Origin of the sequence: Ferruginibacter sp., from assembly GCF_028288465.1 — a bacterium.
Classification (GTDB): Bacteria; Bacteroidota; Bacteroidia; order Chitinophagales; family Chitinophagaceae; genus Ferruginibacter.
In genome coordinates this window covers 23,490-42,873 of the sequence record NZ_JAQBNR010000019.1, presented here as the reverse complement: position 1 = coordinate 42,873, position 19,384 = coordinate 23,490, and the positions used below count along the sequence as shown (strand labels likewise).

Annotated in this window: 16 protein-coding genes; 14 read left to right on the top strand and 2 right to left on the bottom strand. The window is 42.4% G+C overall.

The window, feature by feature from the left end:
• Positions 1-2 precede the first annotated feature (2 nt).
• Together JWR61_RS08265 and JWR61_RS08260 are read right to left on the bottom strand one after the other, a co-directional pair.
• The gene (locus JWR61_RS08265) at positions 3-323 is read right to left on the bottom strand and encodes a hypothetical protein (RefSeq protein WP_301927372.1); all 321 of its coding nucleotides are present in this window, start codon (positions 321-323) and stop codon (positions 3-5) included.
• A gap of 128 nt (positions 324-451) precedes the next feature.
• A complete protein-coding gene (locus JWR61_RS08260) occupies positions 452-1,435 on the bottom strand; it encodes a YihY/virulence factor BrkB family protein (protein ID WP_301927371.1) in 984 nt (327 codons plus the stop codon).
• 282 nt (positions 1,436-1,717) lie between these two features.
• Here JWR61_RS08260 and JWR61_RS08255 point away from each other — a divergent pair, with 282 nt between their 5' ends.
• From JWR61_RS08255 to JWR61_RS08190, 14 genes are all read left to right on the top strand, one after another.
• Entirely contained in the window at positions 1,718-3,751 is a 2,034-nt protein-coding gene (locus JWR61_RS08255) for a glycoside hydrolase family 65 protein (protein ID WP_301927370.1), read from the top strand.
• 89 nt (positions 3,752-3,840) lie between these two features.
• Positions 3,841-4,416, top strand: coding sequence for a hypothetical protein (locus JWR61_RS08250; protein ID WP_301927369.1), 576 nt, complete (start codon positions 3,841-3,843; stop codon positions 4,414-4,416).
• A 63-nt stretch (positions 4,417-4,479) separates the two neighbouring features.
• On the top strand, positions 4,480-5,805 hold the full coding sequence (locus JWR61_RS08245; protein WP_301927368.1) for a vanadium-dependent haloperoxidase: 1,326 nt from the start codon (positions 4,480-4,482) through the stop codon (positions 5,803-5,805).
• 108 nt (positions 5,806-5,913) lie between these two features.
• On the top strand, positions 5,914-7,068 hold the full coding sequence (locus tag JWR61_RS08240; RefSeq protein ID WP_301927367.1) for a hypothetical protein: 1,155 nt from the start codon (positions 5,914-5,916) through the stop codon (positions 7,066-7,068).
• Positions 7,069-7,258: 190 nt separating this feature from the next.
• On the top strand, positions 7,259-8,356 hold the full coding sequence (locus JWR61_RS08235; protein ID WP_301927366.1) for a hypothetical protein: 1,098 nt from the start codon (positions 7,259-7,261) through the stop codon (positions 8,354-8,356).
• A gap of 50 nt (positions 8,357-8,406) precedes the next feature.
• Entirely contained in the window at positions 8,407-9,357 is a 951-nt protein-coding gene (locus JWR61_RS08230; RefSeq protein WP_301927365.1) for a hypothetical protein, read from the top strand.
• Between the two features lies 1 nt (position 9,358).
• Positions 9,359-10,912 carry a phosphatase PAP2 family protein gene (locus JWR61_RS08225; protein ID WP_301927364.1) on the top strand — a complete coding sequence of 518 codons (1,554 nt, stop codon included), beginning with the start codon at positions 9,359-9,361 and terminating at the stop codon, positions 10,910-10,912.
• A 245-nt stretch (positions 10,913-11,157) separates the two neighbouring features.
• Positions 11,158-11,718, top strand: coding sequence for a carboxymuconolactone decarboxylase family protein (locus JWR61_RS08220; RefSeq protein ID WP_301927363.1), 561 nt, complete (start codon positions 11,158-11,160; stop codon positions 11,716-11,718).
• 3 nt (positions 11,719-11,721) lie between these two features.
• A complete protein-coding gene (locus tag JWR61_RS08215; RefSeq protein ID WP_301927362.1) occupies positions 11,722-12,993 on the top strand; it encodes an MFS transporter in 1,272 nt (423 codons plus the stop codon).
• 57 nt (positions 12,994-13,050) lie between these two features.
• Positions 13,051-13,602, top strand: coding sequence for a carboxymuconolactone decarboxylase family protein (locus tag JWR61_RS08210; RefSeq protein WP_301927361.1), 552 nt, complete (start codon positions 13,051-13,053; stop codon positions 13,600-13,602).
• 142 nt (positions 13,603-13,744) lie between these two features.
• Entirely contained in the window at positions 13,745-14,305 is a 561-nt protein-coding gene (locus tag JWR61_RS08205) for a carboxymuconolactone decarboxylase family protein (RefSeq protein WP_301927359.1), read from the top strand.
• Positions 14,306-14,359: 54 nt separating this feature from the next.
• Positions 14,360-17,311 carry a SusC/RagA family TonB-linked outer membrane protein gene (locus JWR61_RS08200; protein ID WP_301927358.1) on the top strand — a complete coding sequence of 984 codons (2,952 nt, stop codon included), beginning with the start codon at positions 14,360-14,362 and terminating at the stop codon, positions 17,309-17,311.
• A 54-nt stretch (positions 17,312-17,365) separates the two neighbouring features.
• A complete protein-coding gene (locus JWR61_RS08195) occupies positions 17,366-18,667 on the top strand; it encodes a RagB/SusD family nutrient uptake outer membrane protein (RefSeq protein WP_301927357.1) in 1,302 nt (433 codons plus the stop codon).
• 161 nt (positions 18,668-18,828) lie between these two features.
• A complete protein-coding gene (locus JWR61_RS08190; protein ID WP_301927356.1) occupies positions 18,829-19,377 on the top strand; it encodes a carboxymuconolactone decarboxylase family protein in 549 nt (182 codons plus the stop codon).
• The last annotated feature ends 7 nt before the right edge of the window (positions 19,378-19,384 follow it).

Below are 19,384 nucleotides of genomic sequence, written 5' to 3'. Positions count from 1 at the left end.
TTTTACCCAAACAGACAAAAAAGCAAGACGACTCCGATACCAATACATCCTCCCAATACGCCTGCCCATACATCCGGCAATTCGTAATGTCCTTTTCCGGTAATTAACGAGTATAGTTCAAAAGCGTAACACCCTGCAAATAATATCACAAAACTGGCTGCGGTATCCGGCCAGGTATGTTTTGGAAATGCTGATAAGCAGATTATTTGCAGCGATGCACCCAGGGGAATGCCTACAAAAAAATGCTTCCATTTATCAGGTGCTATCTTTTTCAGTACAAAAAAATAAAAGTGAGCAAAATGGTTAGTACTGATAAAATTCATTCTTTTTAATGAAGAATAAAAAGACTTTTATTTGATTGGTATTTGCCGGCACATGTGAAGAAAGGAGTTTAAAAATCAAATTACAAACTTGTAAGTTGTACAAAAATTGTTGATCAAATTGCTGACAATTATTTTTTGTTATTTGTCACCTCGCCGTGATTGGTTTCCATTGTCATATTTTCCTTGGATTGAATACTTTGATGGCCTGTCTCAACTTCTACGATTTTGGTTGTTACCGCATACTGGTTTGGGTGAATAGGTGATCCATACTTTACGGCATAAGCCTTAGTAAGTTCTGCACCAAAATAGAGTATCAATGAAGAATAATAAATCCACAATAATAAAACTACCAGTGAGCCAGCGGCACCATAAGTGCTGCCCACATGGCTTTTGCTGATGTAAAAAGAAATACCAAATTTCCCCAGCATAAACAAAAATGCGGTAGCCATGGCACCAGCCAGCACATCTTTCCATTGAATATCGGCATCAGGCAATACTCTGAATATAACGCCGAAAATGAGTGTTGTAACACTAAAAGTGATCAATACATTGATGATATAAAATACAATAACAGCCACACCGGGAAATTGATTGGTAAGCCTCTCGCTGAAACCATCAATAATGGAACTGATGGAGAGTGAAACAAGCAACAAAAAGCCTAGACTAATAATAACGGAAAAAGAAAGCAGCCTGTTTTGTATCATCTTCAACCAGCCTCTCTTGGGCTTTGGTTTAAGGCCCCAAATACTGTTGATGGAATCCTGGATTTCTGCAAAAATTGATGTAGCCCCCAGTACCAACGTTACCGTGCCAACAATCGCGGCTAATTTGCTTTTGCCGGCCAGCGATGCATTCTTTATCATATCCTGTAACTGCACTGCCGTATCGGAGCCCACAAAACCTGCCAGCTGCCCGTAAATTTTTCCCTCAACCGCTTCCCTCCCTAAAAACATACCACACAAAGAAATAATAACAATGAGCAAAGGAGCCATTGAAAAAACGGTGTAGTAAGCCAGCGAACCGCTTAGTTTCATTACTTTATCATCTCCAAAGCCACTAAAAGCATTTTTAAATATTTCTATCAATCCTTTAAAAGAAAATTTTTTAGCCATCCCGGTAGTTTTTCCATTGCAGAAAACAAATAGGTTGCCAGTTAATTTTTGCCTTATAAAACAATGGCTACACTCCTGTACGGGAAAATTATGCTACAGTGGCCGCCCAGGATTTTATGTTTTCTAACAAAGTGTTGTGGATATAAAATGACGAGTTGTTTTGTCTTTCGATGCGGCTAAAAATATTTCTGCGATTGAGCGTGTGATCAAAAAAATTATATCATCAATTTTGTGCTGTAATGTTTATTTTTAAAAATTCTTACCAACAAGTCAATTGCTGCCATGATACAAAAGCATTTATTAGCCACCGCCTTATTCCTGTTATTTACGTTAACCATCACCGCACAGGATCCATGGAACATCACTGCCACTAAAATAGACCCCGCAAATTATTATGGAATTACGGTTGCCAACGGTATGATTGGCATTGTGTCTTCACCAGAGCCTTTTAAGGTAAAAGATGTAGTACTGGCCGGCGCTTACGACCTGTATGGCCGGGGCCGGGTGAGTAATTTTTTAAGAAGTTTTAACCTGCTCAATATGTACCTGGAAGTGGATGGAAAACGCATTGGCAGCGCTGATGCAGCCAACATGAAACAACAGCTGGATATGCATCACGCCAGTTTCACAACCCGTTTTAATTATGGTGATAAGGCAGATGTTAGTTATACCTATTATTCATTGCGCCAGCTGCCATTTACGGTTTTAATGGATGTTACTGTTACTGCGAAAAAAGATATTACAATTAACAGCGCCAGCGTGATGGAAGCGCCAGATGCCTTAAAGGAAGTACAGAATTATTATAATGAAATTGACCGGCCGCACGTGGTCATCAGCCTGCTGACTTCCACCGCTAAAAGCCCTACGGGTAAATTATTGATGTGTGCCAGCAATACTTTTTTATTCACTGAAAAGCATGGCGAAGAACCAAGGGTAATTCACGAAATGTGGGACAATAACATGCACCTGATGAAGTTTACCAAGAAAATAAAAGCGGGTGAAACCTATCATTTTTCTATCGCCGGTTCCTCCATCACTTCTGCGCACCATGACGACCCGTTGAACGAAGCAGAGCGAATGACCATCACAGCGAAATTAGAAGGCAGGGACAGGTTGATTGCATTTCACAACAAAGCATGGGATGAAATCTGGAAAAGTGACATCACCATCGACGGTGATCCGCAGGCGCAACAGGATATACACAGCATGATGTATCACCTATATTCTTTTGTACGGGAAGGTACGGCTTTAAGTCCTTCACCTATGGGTTTAAGCGGACTAGGCTACAATGGTCACGTGTTCTGGGATACGGAGTTGTGGATGTATCCCGCCATCTTAGTCCTGCATCCAGAAATGGCTAAAAGCCTTGTGGAATACAGGTTTCAGCGACTGGGTGCAGCCAAACAAAACGCTTTTAACCATGGTTTTAAAGGTGCCATGTTTCCCTGGGAAAGTGCGGGCACCGGCGTAGAAGAAACACCCGTTTGGGCATTGAGCGGTCCGTTTGAACATCATATTACCGCATGTGTTGGCATCGCCGCATGGAACTATTATTGTGTAACGCAGGATAAGGACTGGCTGCGTGAAAAGGGATATCCAATACTAAAAGAAACCGCCCTGTTTTGGGCAAGCCGTGTGGAAAGAAACGGGCCGGGCAAATATGAAATTAAAAATGTGGTAGCTTCTGATGAATGGGCTGAAAATATTGACAACGATGCTTTTACCAATGCAGCCGCCAAAGCGGTATTGCAACATGCCACAGAAGCGGCTGTTTTATTAGGCTTAAAACCAGACGCAAACTGGATGAACGTGGCCAATAACATTCCCATTTTGAAAATGGACAATGGTGTTACAAGGGAACATGGTTCTTACAATGGCGAAGGCATTAAACAGGCCGATGTAAACCTGCTTGCTTATCCTTTAAAAGAAATTACAGATGTTAAACAAATCAGGAAAGACCTGGAGTATTATGAAACAAGAGTGCCCAACGAAGGCACACCCGCAATGACGCAAGGCGTGTTTACTTTGTTGTATTCAAGGCTGGGTGATGGCCCCAAAGCTTACCATTTTTTCCAGGATGCTTACCTGCCTAACCTAAACCCGCCACTCAGGGTAATCGCTGAAACCAAGGGTGGCACCAATCCCTATTTTGCTACCGGTGCCGGCGGCATTTTGCAAAGTGTGCTGATGGGTTTTGGCGGACTTGAAATTACCCCGAAAGGCATTGTTCAAATTAAAACCGCGTTACCCCCCAATTGGAAAAGTGTAACCCTAACCGGTATTGGAGTGGATAAAAAAACATATATCAATAAGTAAAAACTGCGCTTTTTTCTGCAGTGAATAAAAATAAATCGCACCAAATGCGCCACCAATAAGAATTTTCATTATTTTCACTTTTCCAAACAATGCGTAAAACTGCTGCCATACTACTTTTAATGCTGTTTGTATTCAACACCATTGGATATAAACTGTGGTTCAGCATCGCCATGCAACAGGCCGATAACAGGCTGGAAGCCGCACTGGATAAGAATAATTTTAACGAGCAGGACCTGTTTACTTTAAAAATTCCCATCAACTTACCTTACCAGAATACCTGGGCCAGTTTTGAAAGAATCAATGGCGAAATTACAGTGGATGGAGAAACATACATGTACGTTCAACGTAAAGTAGCGAATGATACCATGTATTTACAATGCATCCGCCATGCAGAAAAAAATGACCTGCAACAAAAATCAAACGATTATTTTGGAAAAATAAATGATGTCAATGGCAGCAGTGATGCTAAAAAAATGCCGGGCAAAACTTCCGGCATGGTGAAGTTTGCCGCATCTGATTTTACAAATGATATTATCTCCTGGAAATGTATTTCGTTTATAGCCGACCCCCTGGTCTATGCTATCAAACCTTCATTGGATAACAGTTCCGCTCACATCCTGCAACTGATTAAACCTCCGCAGGCAAGTACTTCTTTCACAGTATAGTTACTTAATTTCAGCGATTATTTATACGTTGCTGATACTGTCCATTTACTATAACAACAAAAGATGAGAAGACTTTTTGTATGTCTTTGCATTGTAGCATCATTGTATTCCTGCAAGCAAAACATCGAGTATAAAGCGTACCTGCATGACCCACAGTTGTTTTCCAACACAGTACATGAACTGAATGGTGTTGTAATGGGAAACAATTTTCCACCAATGATTGCCGCACGCAATTACACTTATGGCGCAATAGCAGCGTACGAAGTAATCGCAGCGGGCTACCCAAAAAAATACCAGTCACTGGTGGGGCAGGTACACGGGCTTACTGCGGTAGCTAACCCAGCAGCCAATACGCCGGTTGATTTTGAGCTGGCTGCATTATTAGCTTATATTAAAGTTGGTGAAGCGGTTACATTTCCGGAAGGAAGTATGCAGGAATATAAAGACAGTATTTTGAAACTGGCACGAGATAAAGGTTTGCCGGAAAATATTGAAACTGCATCACAGACATTTGCAGACAGTATGAGCGCAAGTATCATAAGATGGAGTAAAAAAGATAATTATGCTGAAACAAGAAGCGCTGAAAAATACACCGTAAGAGATGAACCCGGCCGCTGGGTTCCTACGCCGCCCATGTATGCGCAGGCCGCAGAACCTCACTGGATGGAAATAAGGACCATGGCTATCGACAGTGCCAACCAGTTTTTAACACCGCCGCCTATCCCTTTTGATATTACCGATAAAAAGAGTAAGTATTACGGGCAGTTAATGGCAATCAAAAATGCAATAGACAGCTTAACCGATGAACAAAAGCATATAGCTGACTTTTGGGATGATAATCCTTTTAAACTCAATGTTTCTGGTCATGTAATGTTCGGTACAAAAAAGTTTTCTCCCTCAGGTCACTGGATGAGTATAATTGGCATTGCGGCTAAACAAGCTAAATCCAGTTACGATGAAACGGTGTATGCATACGCCAAAACTTCCATTGCCTTATTTGATGCATTCATTCAATGTTGGCAGGTGAAGTATACGTACAATACAGTGCGTCCTGAAACAGTGATCAACAAATACATTGATCCCAACTGGAGACCTTATTTACAAACACCGGCTTTTCCGGAATATACCTGCGGACATTCAACCATTTCATCAGCGGCAGCGGAAGCATTAACTGATATTTACGGTGATAATTTTGCCTACACAGATAGCACGGAGCTTGAGTTTGGAATTCAAAACCGCAAGTTTACTTCTTTCAGGCAGGCGGCACTGGAAAATAACTCAGCCAGGTTTTACGGCGGCATTCATTTTCACCCATCCTGCATCGTAAGCAATGCCGTGGGCAAACAAGTAGGCGACTTCATTAACGGTAAATTGAAAATGAAAAAATAACAACCTGTGCCGGTTAGTTAGCAATTAATATTGCCAGGTGTAGTCACCTGTTAGCATTGATTGGAGTTGTACATGGCATCCAAAAAATTCACTACTCAAAAATCAAACATGAAACAGATCATATCTATTTTTATTATAGCTTTATTATTAACCACCACTATTCATTTACAATCAACAGCGCAGGGCTGCGTAGCCGTACGCCAGATGGGCGGGCTGGGCGCCATGTCTCCATCAGGCTCATACAATCTTTCCAAAGGCGATTTCCAGGTTGGAACCAACTACCGTTACTTTCACAGCTGGCGGCATTTTGTAGGCACAGATGAACAGCCTCAGCGCCAGGTATTGGGCAATGCGGTTAATATTTATTCTCATGCGGTGGATCTTAATTTGTCTTACGGTTTAACCAATCGTTTACAGTTAAATGTGACACTACCGTATGTGCACAATGAGCGCTCTCAAACGCTAACGCTGAATAAAGATTCGGCTTCAAAAAAACTAACCCGTTACAGTGTATTTGCGCAAGGAATTGCTGATGCCCGTTTGGGACTTAACTATTGGGTTACTGATCCTGCAGTTGCACACACAGGAAACCTGATGATTGGCTTTGGTTTGAAACTGGCAACTGGTAGCCATAATACCAGCGACAATGCACTGCAAAAAGATGGCACCACTAAAAGTTCAATCAACGATCAGGCAATACAACCGGGCGATGGTGGCGTAGGATTTTCTTTGGAATTCCAGGGATTTACAAAAATCTACAAAGACATTTATGGCTTTGCAAATGGCTATTATTTGTTTAACCCAAGGGAGTCAAACGGCACATTTAAATCTGCGGCAAAACCAGGTTTGGCAGGTTACAACATTTACGCCTGTCCTGATCAGTATTTTGTTCGTGCCGGCTTTATGGCTTCTGTTTTAAAGGCTAAAACACTCACTTTTTCATTGGCAACCAGGATGGAAGGCATTCCTGCGTATGATATAATCGGCGGCCAGGTAGCATACCGCAGACCAGGTTATGTAGTAGCTATTGAATCCGGTGTTTCTTACCGCATGGGTCAACACAGCATTAGTCTATTTGTTCCATATAACTTCATTAAAAACCGTACACAGAGCGCCGCTGATAAGGCAGACCAAAATCTGCAAAATTCAAAAATCAGCGACGTAAGTAAATTGGTTCATGTACAAGGCGATGCTGCTTTTGCAGATTATTCCATCAGCCTTGGTTATTCTTACAGGTTTGCAAAAAATAAAAAACACGCTTAACCAGAACACCCTTTTTTAAACCAGCGACATAAGACTTTGTAAAATTAATGAAGCCCTGCATTGGGGTATATTAATTTTCACACGCCTTATCTTTTTATTTACTGCTCCGCATTGAAAAATAGGGCCGCTATTCATTCTATTGACTTAAACATAAACCATTCTTAAAAACTAACTACTAAAAAAAATTATTATGAAGTACATTTTATCTATCCTGTTGATTGCAGGCTTTTATATTCAAACATCGGCGCAGGGCTGCGTTGCAGTTCGCAGTACAGGCAACATCAATATGCTGCATCCTGACGAACATGATAAAGCTTCCTGGTTATTAAGTACCACATCCCGCTCCTTCAGGTCTTTTCGCCATTTTTCCGGCACTACTGAAAATAAGCAAAGACTGGTAGATGGGAGCGAAGTAATCAATCACCAGACAAGTATTGATCTTGCATTAACACGCATAGTAAATGACCGCTGGTCTTTTATGGTTGACCTGCCTATTTTGTCGAATGCACGTTCATCCCTGTATGAACATGGGCTTGTAAACGGCGCTTACATAAAAAAGGAAAGACACACTACACACTCTTTTGGCCTGGGTGATATGCGTTTTGCTGCCTACAGATGGTTGCTTGATCCAAAGAAAAGTACCAAGGGAAATATCCAGGCAGGGTTGGGAATTAAGCTGCCAACAGGTGATGACAATTTTAAAGATTACTGGTATAATGTAGGGCCTAACGGAACAAAAGAACTGCGCACAGTAGATCAGTCCATACAATTGGGCGATGGTGGCACCGGCTTTACAACTGAACTAAATGCCTATTATAATTTCACCCGCAATTTTGGTATGTATGGCAATTTCTATTACCTGATTAATCCCAGGGAACAGAATGGCGTAAGAACTTATCGTGAAACATTGGTGGCGTCTTTAGCCAACGAAGCCATTTGCAGTGTGCCGGATCAATATATGTTCAGAAGTGGTTTTAATTATTCAATCAACAGCTTGCACGGATTAACTGTGGCGGCCGGTGCCAAATTAGAATGTGTACCAGTGCATGACCTGATTGGCGGCAGCGGCGATTTTCGCAGACCAGGCTATATATGGTCAGTAGAACCAGCCGTTGCTTACATGGTGCATAAACTAAACTTCTTTGTTTCTGTACCCTTTGCTGTTGCCCGCAACAGAACACAAAGCGTAACAGATAAAGAAAACAGCGTTACACAAAATAAACATGTACAGGGCGACGCCGCCTTCGCAGATTATGTGGTTAACCTTGGTTTTAGTGTGAAATTCTAAATGACAATTCCCGCTTTTATCAAATTAAAAAAGAACTATAAAAATTGGATATGAAATACTTGTTATCGATTTTATCAATCGCAATAGCTGTAACAGGCTTGCCTTTAATGAGCAAGGCGCAAACAGATTTGGATGCCATTATGATGGAGAAAAAGCAGTTTTGCGTAGGACCAATGTACAACCATAGCAGTTGGAAAAATTATTGGGAAGGAACTCTAAAAAGAGACAATCAAAACCTTGGCACAGTAAGCACGAATACTTTTGCAGTAATGGGCGCATACGGCATTACCGGAAAACTAAATGCTTTATTTAATGTTCCCTATATCAAAACAAAAGCCTCAGACGGCACACTGCATAGCATGCAGGGCTTTCAGGATCTAAGCCTGTTTATAAAATGGATGCCAGTTGAGCAGATGCTCGGCCCTGGCACATTTTCTTTGTACACCATTGGGGGCGCATCTATACCGCTCAGTAATTATGTGGTTGATTTTCTTCCCCTGTCAATCGGGCTGCACAGCAAAACACTTTCTGCAAGATTGCTGCTGGACTACCAGGTAAACAACATTTTTGTTACCGGCAGTGCTACTTATGTGGTAAGAGATAACACAAAATTGGACCGCACATCTTACTATGATACGCAGTCGCATCTCACCAATGAAGTGTCAATGCCCGATGCTTCCAACTTTAATTTCAGAGCTGGTTACCGCAGCAGTAAATTAATTGCAGAAGCCGTGCTGAACAAATGGACCACGCTTGGCGGTTTTGATATCACCAGGAATAATATGCCTTTCCCCAGCAATAAAATGAATGCCACCACCATAGGTGCCAATGTTAAATATGTTGTTACAGCAAATCACAATTTATCATTGGTAGGCGGTGGTAATACAACTGTTGCCGGAAGGAATGTTGGGCAGGCAACTGCTTTTTACGGCTCCGTTTTTTATATCCTCGACTTTACACGCAAAACAACATCAACTGATAAATCAGGTAAAACAAATTAACATGAACAAGAAATTATTTTTGTACCAGGTTTGTATTGTGGTTGCTGCGGCAGCAATCATTATAGCATGCAATAAAGATATCGTGGGCAGAACAGACAATGCACCTGCCCTGGCACCAACCAACATTGATTCGAATGCAGGCACGTGGAAACCCGTGCTGCTGGCTGCACCGACAGATATCGTGGTAGCAACTCCTATCGCCACAAACACTCCTGATTACATTGCGCAGATCAATGAAATAAAAAGCGCCCAGGCCAATATTACGCCGGAAGAAAAAAAGATGGTAAAGTATTGGAGTGCCGGCGCTATACTGCGCTGGAACGAAATTTTAAGGGAACTGGTAGCCAAACACAACCTGCCTCCTTATCAAAACCCCGATGGTACCTACCCTATTCCAAGTGCCGCCAATCCACTGGCATACCCGCAATTTCCATTCAGTAATCCGCCTTATGCAGCAAGGGCCTATGCTTATGTAAGTGCAGCCCAATACGATGCTTTGGTAACTGCCTGGTATTATAAAAAACAATTTAACCGTGCGGCACCGTATAAAGTGGATGCTACTTTACAGGTATTGGTTCCAAAGTCAGAGTTGCCGTCTTATCCATCCGAAGATGCGGTAGTAGAAGGTACAGCGGTTGAAATGCTGAAACTACTTTTTCCCGGAGACCAGGATTATATACAACAAAAAGCAGCAGAACACAGAAGAGCAAGAATTATTGCCGGCGCCAATGTACGCAGCGACATCGAAGCAGGTGAGGCTTTGGGCAAAGCAGTAGCACAAAAATTTACAGCGAGGGCACGAGGCGACAGGGCGGGTGCTGCAGTAGGTACGCCCACCATTTGGGCAAAGCTCGAAACGGATTGTATGGCAAGGGGCGAAACCCCCTGGTATAGCCTGGAAATTCCAAAACGGCCGCCCATGCTGCCTGTTTTTGGAAAAACAAAAGCTTTTTTATTTGATTCTTTAACTGCGTTATCATTGCGCCCGGCGCCGCCACCCGCTGTTGGCAGCAAGCAAATGAAAGATGAAACAGAAGAGATTTACCAGATGGTAAAAACCCCAACACGCGAAAGAACCGCCATTGTTCAGTTCTGGGCTGATGGGGTCGCTACATCCACTCCTCCAGGCCACTGGGATGCCATAGCTGCTGAAGATTTTATTGCAAAAGGTTTTAGTGAAGTTCGTTGGGCAAGAAATATGGCATTACTTAACATGTCGCTAATGGATGCCGCCATTGTTTGCTGGGATACAAAAAATTATTATTACAACCCACGGCCGACACAATTGAACCCGGCAATAAAAACACTTACAGGGATACCTAACTTCCCTTCTTATATTTCAGGCCACTCTACTTTTAGCGGTGCCGCGGCGGCCATACTGGGGCATATCATTCCAGAAAGGGCAACCGCTTATGAAGCGATGGCGCAGGAAGCTTCTATGTCAAGAATGTACGGCGGTATTCACTTTCGCAGCGATTGTTCCGTTGGCTTAACAGTAGGGAAAAATGTAGGAGCATATGCCATAGAAAGAGCAAAGACGGATGGCGCCGAATAAATTGATTCAACTTTTAGTTCAGGTTTAGTTTTTAGGTTAATAATGCACAATACAAGGCGTTGTAATTCTTTACAATGCCATTTTCAACAACCTGAGCAATTACAATTTTATAGTTAAAATAATACACCAAACCAGGCAATATTCTTAGTCAGTCGTTTTTAGCAGTTTAGTTTAATGATAAGGCGTCATAATTCTTTATGATGCCTCTATTTTGAATCTTTTTTCTTACTATTTAACCTATCTATATGCCATATATTCCATTAGAGGATCACCTGCCTGGTATTACCGGTTTGCTGGAATACAGCAAAGAAACCGCAGCACCCATCAGGGAGTTAACGCAAATTCTGCTCCGTGGTCCATCCACCTTAACCGAAGGCGAAAGAGAATTAATCGCCACGGTTGTTTCACACCGCAATCAATGTACGTTTTGCACAACAGCCCATACGGCAGCAGCCAATATTTTATTGGGCGAAGAAGAAACCTCGGCCAGGGTAAAACAGGATATTATCACTGCCCCGGTAAGTGAAAAAATGAAAGCCTTATTAACCATTGCCGCACAGGTGCAGCAGGGTGGAAAAAATGTAACAACAGCATCAGTGCAAAAAGCAAAAGAAGCCGGAGCAACAGACATAGAAATTCATGACACTGTGTTGATCGCAGCATTGTTCTGCCTGTACAACCGTTATGTAGACGGGCTGGCAACTGTTACGCCAACCGATCCGGCATTTTACAAAGGGCTTGGAGAGCGTTTAAAAAACAATGGATACAATCGTTTGCCACAAGGCTATGAGCATCTTAAAAAATAGACAATGACTTTACCAACACAAGACGAAAAAATAAAACCCTATCACTGGTTGTTGTTTGCTATTTGTTTTTTGGGAACCGCATTCGCCGGCACCATATCGACGTTGATGAGTGTTTACCTGCCCGTGGCTGTAAAAGATTTACTGGGCGAAAAAAGTGAAGGTGAACTCAATACCATCAGCGCCTATATCAATGCGGTTTTTATTTTCGGCGGAGCATTTGGTGGTTTTATTTGCGGTATCATAAGTGATAAAGCAGGCAGAAAAGCAGGCGTGATAGTGTCAATTGCCAGCTATGGAATATTTACCCTCTTAACTGGCTACATGCCCAACTGGTGGGGCGTTGTAATCTGCCGCTTTTTTAGTGGTTTTGGTTTGGGCGGTGTACTGGTTACCACCGTTACTATCATGATGGAAGAATGGCCACAAAAAACCAGGGCCATCTTCATCGGTATTTTATCCATCTCAATACCCGTGGGTATTTTTTCCGCAGGGGTAATTGATTATTTTGTTTCCTCCTGGCGACAGGGTTTTTTAATAGGTGTCTTCCCTGTGGGTATCGCCATAATTGCCTGTTTTTTATTAAAAGAATCACCCAAATGGAAATACAACCGGGATGAAATTGCTTTGCAATCACATGTTAAAGACACTTTATTTACCGGCAGCCATCGTAAAGATTTAATAACGGGCTCCATTATTTTTGGCACTATGCTGATTGGCTTGTGGGCGATCTTTTCCTGGCTGCCTACCTGGATACAAACACTCGTAATTAATGGTGATGCACAAAAAGAAAGAGGGCTTAGCATGATGATGCTGGGTATGGGCGGTTTAACCGGAGGTTTTTTGTCCGGTTGGTTAACCAACGCCATCGGCCTTCGCAAATCCATGCTGCTTTGTTTTTCAGTTTGTGCAGTAATGTCACTCATCCTGTTTAAAACAAATGTTCATTTTTCTCCGATTGTATATTTCGAAATTATTATACTGGCTTTATTCTTCGGCGCCAGTCAGGGCGTGCTTTCCGTTTATATACCACATTTATTTCCGGTTGAAATCCGCGGGGCCGCAACGGGTTTTTGTTTTAACACAGGCAGAGTTTTAACGGCGGTTGCTGTACTGTTTGTGGGTGTGCTGGTGACTGAATTAGGCGGCTATAGCAATGCCTTATTTATTTTTTCCACGGTGTTCCTGATAGGCTTAGTAGTAACATTTTTCACTGCTGATGCTGCAGACATCGAATCAGTGACGGAAGTAAAATTTTCGGCTGATAGTATTCACTAAACCCTGTATTCTCCTCCAGGCAATTAACCGCCAACCGGCGGCAGAGGCGAAACAACTATGGCGCATATTCAAGTAGAAGAAAACATTCCGGGCATCAGAAGCCTGGTACTTTTTCGGCCTGAAACCGGAAAGCCTTTGTATGATTTGGCACAGGTTTTATTGCGTGGCCCTTCGTCCTTATCTGAAGCCGAAAGGGAATTGATTGCAGCTTATGTATCCTACCGCAATGAGTGTATATTTTGCATGAGCAGTCACGCCGCAGCGGCAAGATGCCTGTATGGGCCGGATAAAAATCTGGTGGATGAGGTGTTGCATGATATGCAGCAGTCTGGCGTGAGTGATAAACTAAAAGCTTTACTCCACATTGCCGGAAAGGTACAGGTGTTGGGAAGAGAAGTAACACCCGAAGACATTGCAGCTGCAAGGGTGTTGGGTGCTGATGACCGCGAAATCCATGATACAGTGCTGATTGCCGCAGCTTTTTCTATGTTCAACCGCTACGTTGACGGACTTGCCAGTTTTACACCGACCGACCTTGCGGTATATGAAGCAATGGGCGAAAGAATGGCGAAAGGATATGTGCTGCCTGCATCTCCGGAACCGAAGTGATGAAAATTATTATAAAGTAATCCATCAAAGCCGCTCCCTTAAAACCTTTCAACTTCCAGGGATATTGCCTTTGCAAAAATAAAAGCCAGGATAGATAATACCGGACTCGCAGAAAAAATCAATTCAATTTTTAAACGATTGTATGCCACACATTAATTTCAACAACGATTTTCCGGGGATTAGAAGCGCCATGGCTTATAGTCCCGAAACTGCTGCACCAATGGGTGTTTTGGCAGAAATTTTATTAAGAAGCGAAGATGGTCTATCGCGTGCTGAACGGGAGTTAATCGGCACTTATGTTTCTTATCTCAATGACTGTTTTTACTGTAATCATTCCCACGGGGCGATTGCCTGTATTTACCTGGACGGTGATAATGAGCTGGTGGAGCAGGTAAGAAAAGACTATTCCAAAGCCCCTGTTTCTGACAAATTAAAATCGCTACTGGCCATTGCGGCAAAAGTACAGCGGGGTGGAAAAAACGTAACCACAGCCGACGTTGAGCTGGCAAAAGAAAAAGGCGCTACAGACAAAGACATACATGATACCGTGTTGATTGCCGCTGCATTTTGCATGTTTAACAGGTATGTAGATGGCCTCGCCACCATTACTCCAACCGATATGGATTCCTATCCGCTTCGGGCAAAACAAATTGTGGATAATGGCTACGGAAACCATGTTTTTACCAATAAACAACCCACTTAAAAGCTATCCATTCTAATAATCCCAAATCAACATTAAAATTCAAAACAAACTCAAATGAAAAAAGCATTTCATTTTTTACCGGTGATCCTATTCCTTATATTTTTACCTGACTGGCTTTTTGCCCAGGAAAAAACAATCACAGGTAAAGTTACCGATGCCAATATGGCCCCGTTAACTGGCGTTACCATCTCCATCAACAAAAGCAATAAAGGCACCATTACAGATGCCGATGGAAAATTTACTTTAACACTGCCTGCCACTGCAAAACTAACTGTCAGCGCTTCGGGATTTAAAACAAAAATAATTACAGCCGATGCCGCACAGAACGACATCCAGGTAAAAATGGAAGAGGATTTTGCCAAACTGGATGAAGTGGTTGTCACAGGCTTGGCTACCAATGTAAAAAGAAGAAATCTTGCCAATGCAGTAGCTACTATTTCTTCCAAACAATTAAACGGCGTAGCGCCAGCCCAAACTTTTGATGCCGCTCTTAACGGAAAAATATCCGGTGCGTATATCAATTCAAACACCGGTGCGCCAGGTGGTGGTATTTCTGTAAAACTAAGAGGCGTCACATCCATTTACGGCAATACCCAACCGTTGTATGTGGTGGATGGTGTTTTTATCGATAACACGGCTACTTCGGGCGGATTGAATGCAGTAACAAACGCAGCTTCAGGTGGTAGCCCCACTTCCAACCAGGACAATGCTTCCAGCCGCATTGCAGATATCCGTGCAGAAGATATTGATAACATCGAAATTTTAAAGGGTGCTTCCGCCGCCGCTATCTATGGTTCCAAAGCATCAGCAGGTGTTATTGTCATCACCACCAAAAGAGGTAAACAAGGAAAAACAAACATCAGTATTTCGCAGGATCTTGGCCAGGTTTCAGCAAGAAAATTATTAGGCGTACGGGAGTTTACTGCAGAAAAAGCCGCCAGTCTTTCGCGAGACCCGTCAGCGGGAGCCGCACTGGCAGCGCAGTTTACCGCAGCAAAAACAGCGGGGCAAATTTATGATTACGAAAAGGAAGTGTATGGCAACAAAGGCTTTGCAAGAAATACTGTGTTAAGCGTGAGTGGTGGGGGCGAAAAAACAAACTTTTTCTTTTCAGCAGCACAAAAAGATGAAGACGGCATTGTAAAAAATACCGGGTACAGAAACAGCAGTCTAAGGTTAAATGTTGATCATCGCATAACGGACAATATCAAAATCGGTATCAGTACAAACTATATCAATTCATCTGCAGACAGGGGTTTATCCGGCAATGACAATACCGGAACGTCTATTGGTATTGCCTTGTCATCTACCCCCAGCTTTGCGCAGTTGCATGCTGATCAGTTTGGCAACTATCCAGCCAATCCATTTGGCGCATCCAATCCTCTGCAAACAATTGCATTGATGACCAATAATGAATCGGTGAACCGTTTTATAACCGGCTTAAACCTGGATGCAATTCTGCAAAAAAACAACAACAGCATTACAAGGTTTGTAGCAAGGGGTGGTTTCGATTTTTATAATCTTGAAACCAATGCTTTATTTCCAAGTGCCCTGCAGTTCCAGGCAGTTAACAAAGGAACTTCAATACAGGGTGCTACAAAAAATTTAAGCACCAACTATATTGCCTCGCTGGTGAATTCCTTCACCCCTTCTGACAAACTCTCTTTTACTACATCTGCAGGTATCACCAGAGAAAGCGGTGATTACTATAATTTACTGAACGTCGCTACACAGGTTATTTCGGGTCAGTCAAATGTTGATCAGGCGGGTGCTTTAACTGCCACCCAGTTCAGGGCCAAATACCAGAATGATGGGGTGTTTGTACAGGAAGAAGCGGTGATCAATAATGGTATTACGTTGACAGGTGGTGTACGTTTTGACCGTTCCAGTAATAATGGCGATGTAAAAAAATATTATGCTTATCCAAAGGCCGGCGTGTCACTCAATTTAACCAGCCTGGGTCTCATACAAAAAGGCTTGTTTGATGACATCAAATTAAGGGCGGCTTACGGACAAGCCACTAACGTTCCGGCGTACGGCAGCAAGTTTACTTCTCTGGTGGTTTCTAATATTGCCGGCAACCCTGGGTCGTTGGTAAATATACAACGCGGCGATGCCTCCATCAAACCAGAAAAACAAACCGAACTGGAAGCTGGTATTGATTTTAGTTTGCTGAACGGCAAGCTGGCTTTTGAATTTACTTACTACAATAAAAAAATATACGACTTCCTGATGCTTGCCGGCCTTCCGGCTTCTTCCGGCTTTTCTACCAAATGGGTAAATGCAGGAGACTTACGCAACCGGGGTGTTGAGCTTGGTGTAAAAGCAAAACCAGTTGCATCAAAAAATCTTACCTGGAATACATCCGTTAATTTCTGGCTGAATAAATCGCTGGTTACAAAATACACCATCACACCCGTTCCACAGGGATCATTTGGTTATGTGCTTGGTTCGTTCCAGGTTGAGCAGGGCAAATCTGCCACACAAATCGTTGGGCTGAATGGTGCTGGCGTGGGCGTGTTAGGCGATGCAGAACCAAAGTTCCAGATGAATACTTACAACGAAATTACTTTTCACAATAAGTTAAGCCTGCGCTTTTTAATGCATTGGAAAAAAGGCGGCGACAATGTAAACCTGACTTACCTGCAAAACGATTTTGGGCAAACCTCGCCTGACTTTGATGCGATGACCCTTAAGGCAGGCATGCCAAATGGCATCTACCGTATTTCACAGGTCGGAAGTTCTGCCAAAGTTTTTGTGGAAGATGCCAGTTACCTGCGCCTAAGGGAAATAGGATTGTATTATTCTTTCAACAAATTACCACCTGCATTATTTATCAAAAATATCAGGGTGGGCGCTTCGCTGAATAATTATCTCACCATCACAAAATATAAATCCTACGATCCTGAAGTGTCCAATTTCGGGACAGGTTTTTCATCAGGTGTTGATGTTGATCCTTATCCTGCATCTAAACGGGCTTCTTTACATCTTGCTATAGATTTCTAAATCTTTTGAAAAGTAAAAACGGATCAATTAAACAAAGCAAATAAAACTATCAAAATGAAACACAGTAAATATATATACACCGCCATAGTAATTGCAACAGCTATTTTCTTTTCTGCCTGCAAAAAAGATTATGGCAATTTAAACAGTCCAACAATTGAACAATTTCTAGGCAACGCCTCCAAAAGCGAATTGAATAATTTGGTGAGTGGCACCGAATCCGGCATGCGCAACAACATCGCTTTTTACCTGGATGATGTAGGCACCATCGGAAGGGAAGGATACCGTTTTTCCGGATCAGAGCCCCGCTATGTTACTGACCTCTTAGGTGCAAATGATGCTACACTAAGCAACAGTAATTTTTATATCACCAATCCATGGGCTGCCCGTTACCGGGTTGTAAAAAATTGTAACATACTTATCCTGGCTGCCACCAATTCAAGTCTAATCAGTAGTTCAGAAAAAAGCGGTTATATCGGTTTTGCAAGGACCATCAAAGCCTACCAGTTATTACTGAATCTCAATCTTACCTATACAAAAGGAATAAGAATAAATGTAACAGACCCGGATAACTTAGGTGCATTTGTTAATTATGATGATGGGCTAACTGCCATCGCATCTATTTTGGATTCCGCGAAAACAGATTTCGCAACAGCTGCAGTAGCATTTCCGCTTGCCGGCTTTGATGGTTTGAATGATGCTGCCGGGCTCTTAAAAGTAAACCGTGCCATCGCCGCCCGTGTTGCTGCCTATCGTAAAAAATGGCCGGAAGTATTAACTGCCTTGAATGAATCTTTTTTTGATGTAACAAAAGACTTTTACCTGGGTGTTAACCATGTTTTTGGCACCGGCTCCGGCGATCAGTTAAATCCGATGTTTATTCCTAAAAACCAAAGTGGAGAAGTGAGGGTTGCGCATGCTTCCTTTGCAGCAGATATTAAAAACGGCGACGACCGGATTAATAAAACAAGTGTTAGAAATTCTACCGCCTCACTCAATGGTCTCAGCAGTGACCGGGACGTATGGGTGTATACTTCAAGTACAGCCCCCTTACCCATCATAAGAAATGAAGAGTTGATATTGTTATATGCCGAAGCAAAAATAAACACCAATGCTTTTCCTGATGCAGTAACTGCATTAAATGTAATAAGGCTGGGACATAACCTGGCTCCTTATGCAGGCGCAATAACAACAGATGCACTGATAGCCGAATTGTTGTACCAGAGAAGGTATTCTCTTTTTTATGAAGGCCATCGTTGGATAGATTTGCGCAGGTATAACAAACTGGCAAACTTACCAATAGACAGAACAGGGGACGATGTGTGGACGGAATTTCCATTGCCTGTAACGGAACAATGATCTTAATGAGTAATTTTTTAATGGATAACGGATAATGGTTAGTAACCAGCTCAAATAATGAAGACAACGATTTCAAATTGATTACGCTTGTATTTCATTATCAATTAAAAAATTATCCATTATCCATTCATCAATACACTTCAAAATTTAATACACCAACAATGGCTCATATTAATTTAGAAAACGACTTTCCCGGCATCAGGGGACCGATGGCTTTTAGTCCTGCAACAGCCAAACCATTGAACGACCTGGCCGAAGTATTGTTACGCAGTGAAAATTCACTAAGCCGTGGTGAAAGAGAATTAATTGCTGCTTATGTATCTTCTTTAAATGATTGTTTTTTTTGTCAACATGTACATGGAGGCCTGGCACAACATTACCTGGAATGCGATAGCGCCTTTATTGATGCGGTGAAGAAAGATTATATGGACACCAACATTTCTGATAAAATGAAAGCGTTGTTATGGATCGCCGAAAAAGTTCAACAAGGCGGAAAAAACGTAACCGCCGAACAAATTGATGCCGCTAAAATTACTGGTGCAACAGACAAAGAGATACATGACACTGTATTAATAGCAGCAGCATTTTGTATGTTTAACCGTTATGTAGATGGCCTCTCCACCTGGGCTCCGGAAGATAAAAATTATTATATTGAAAGGGCAAAGCAAAGGGCGGAGCAAGGTTATGCCGGTTATGATGCAAGCAAGTAATGAACAA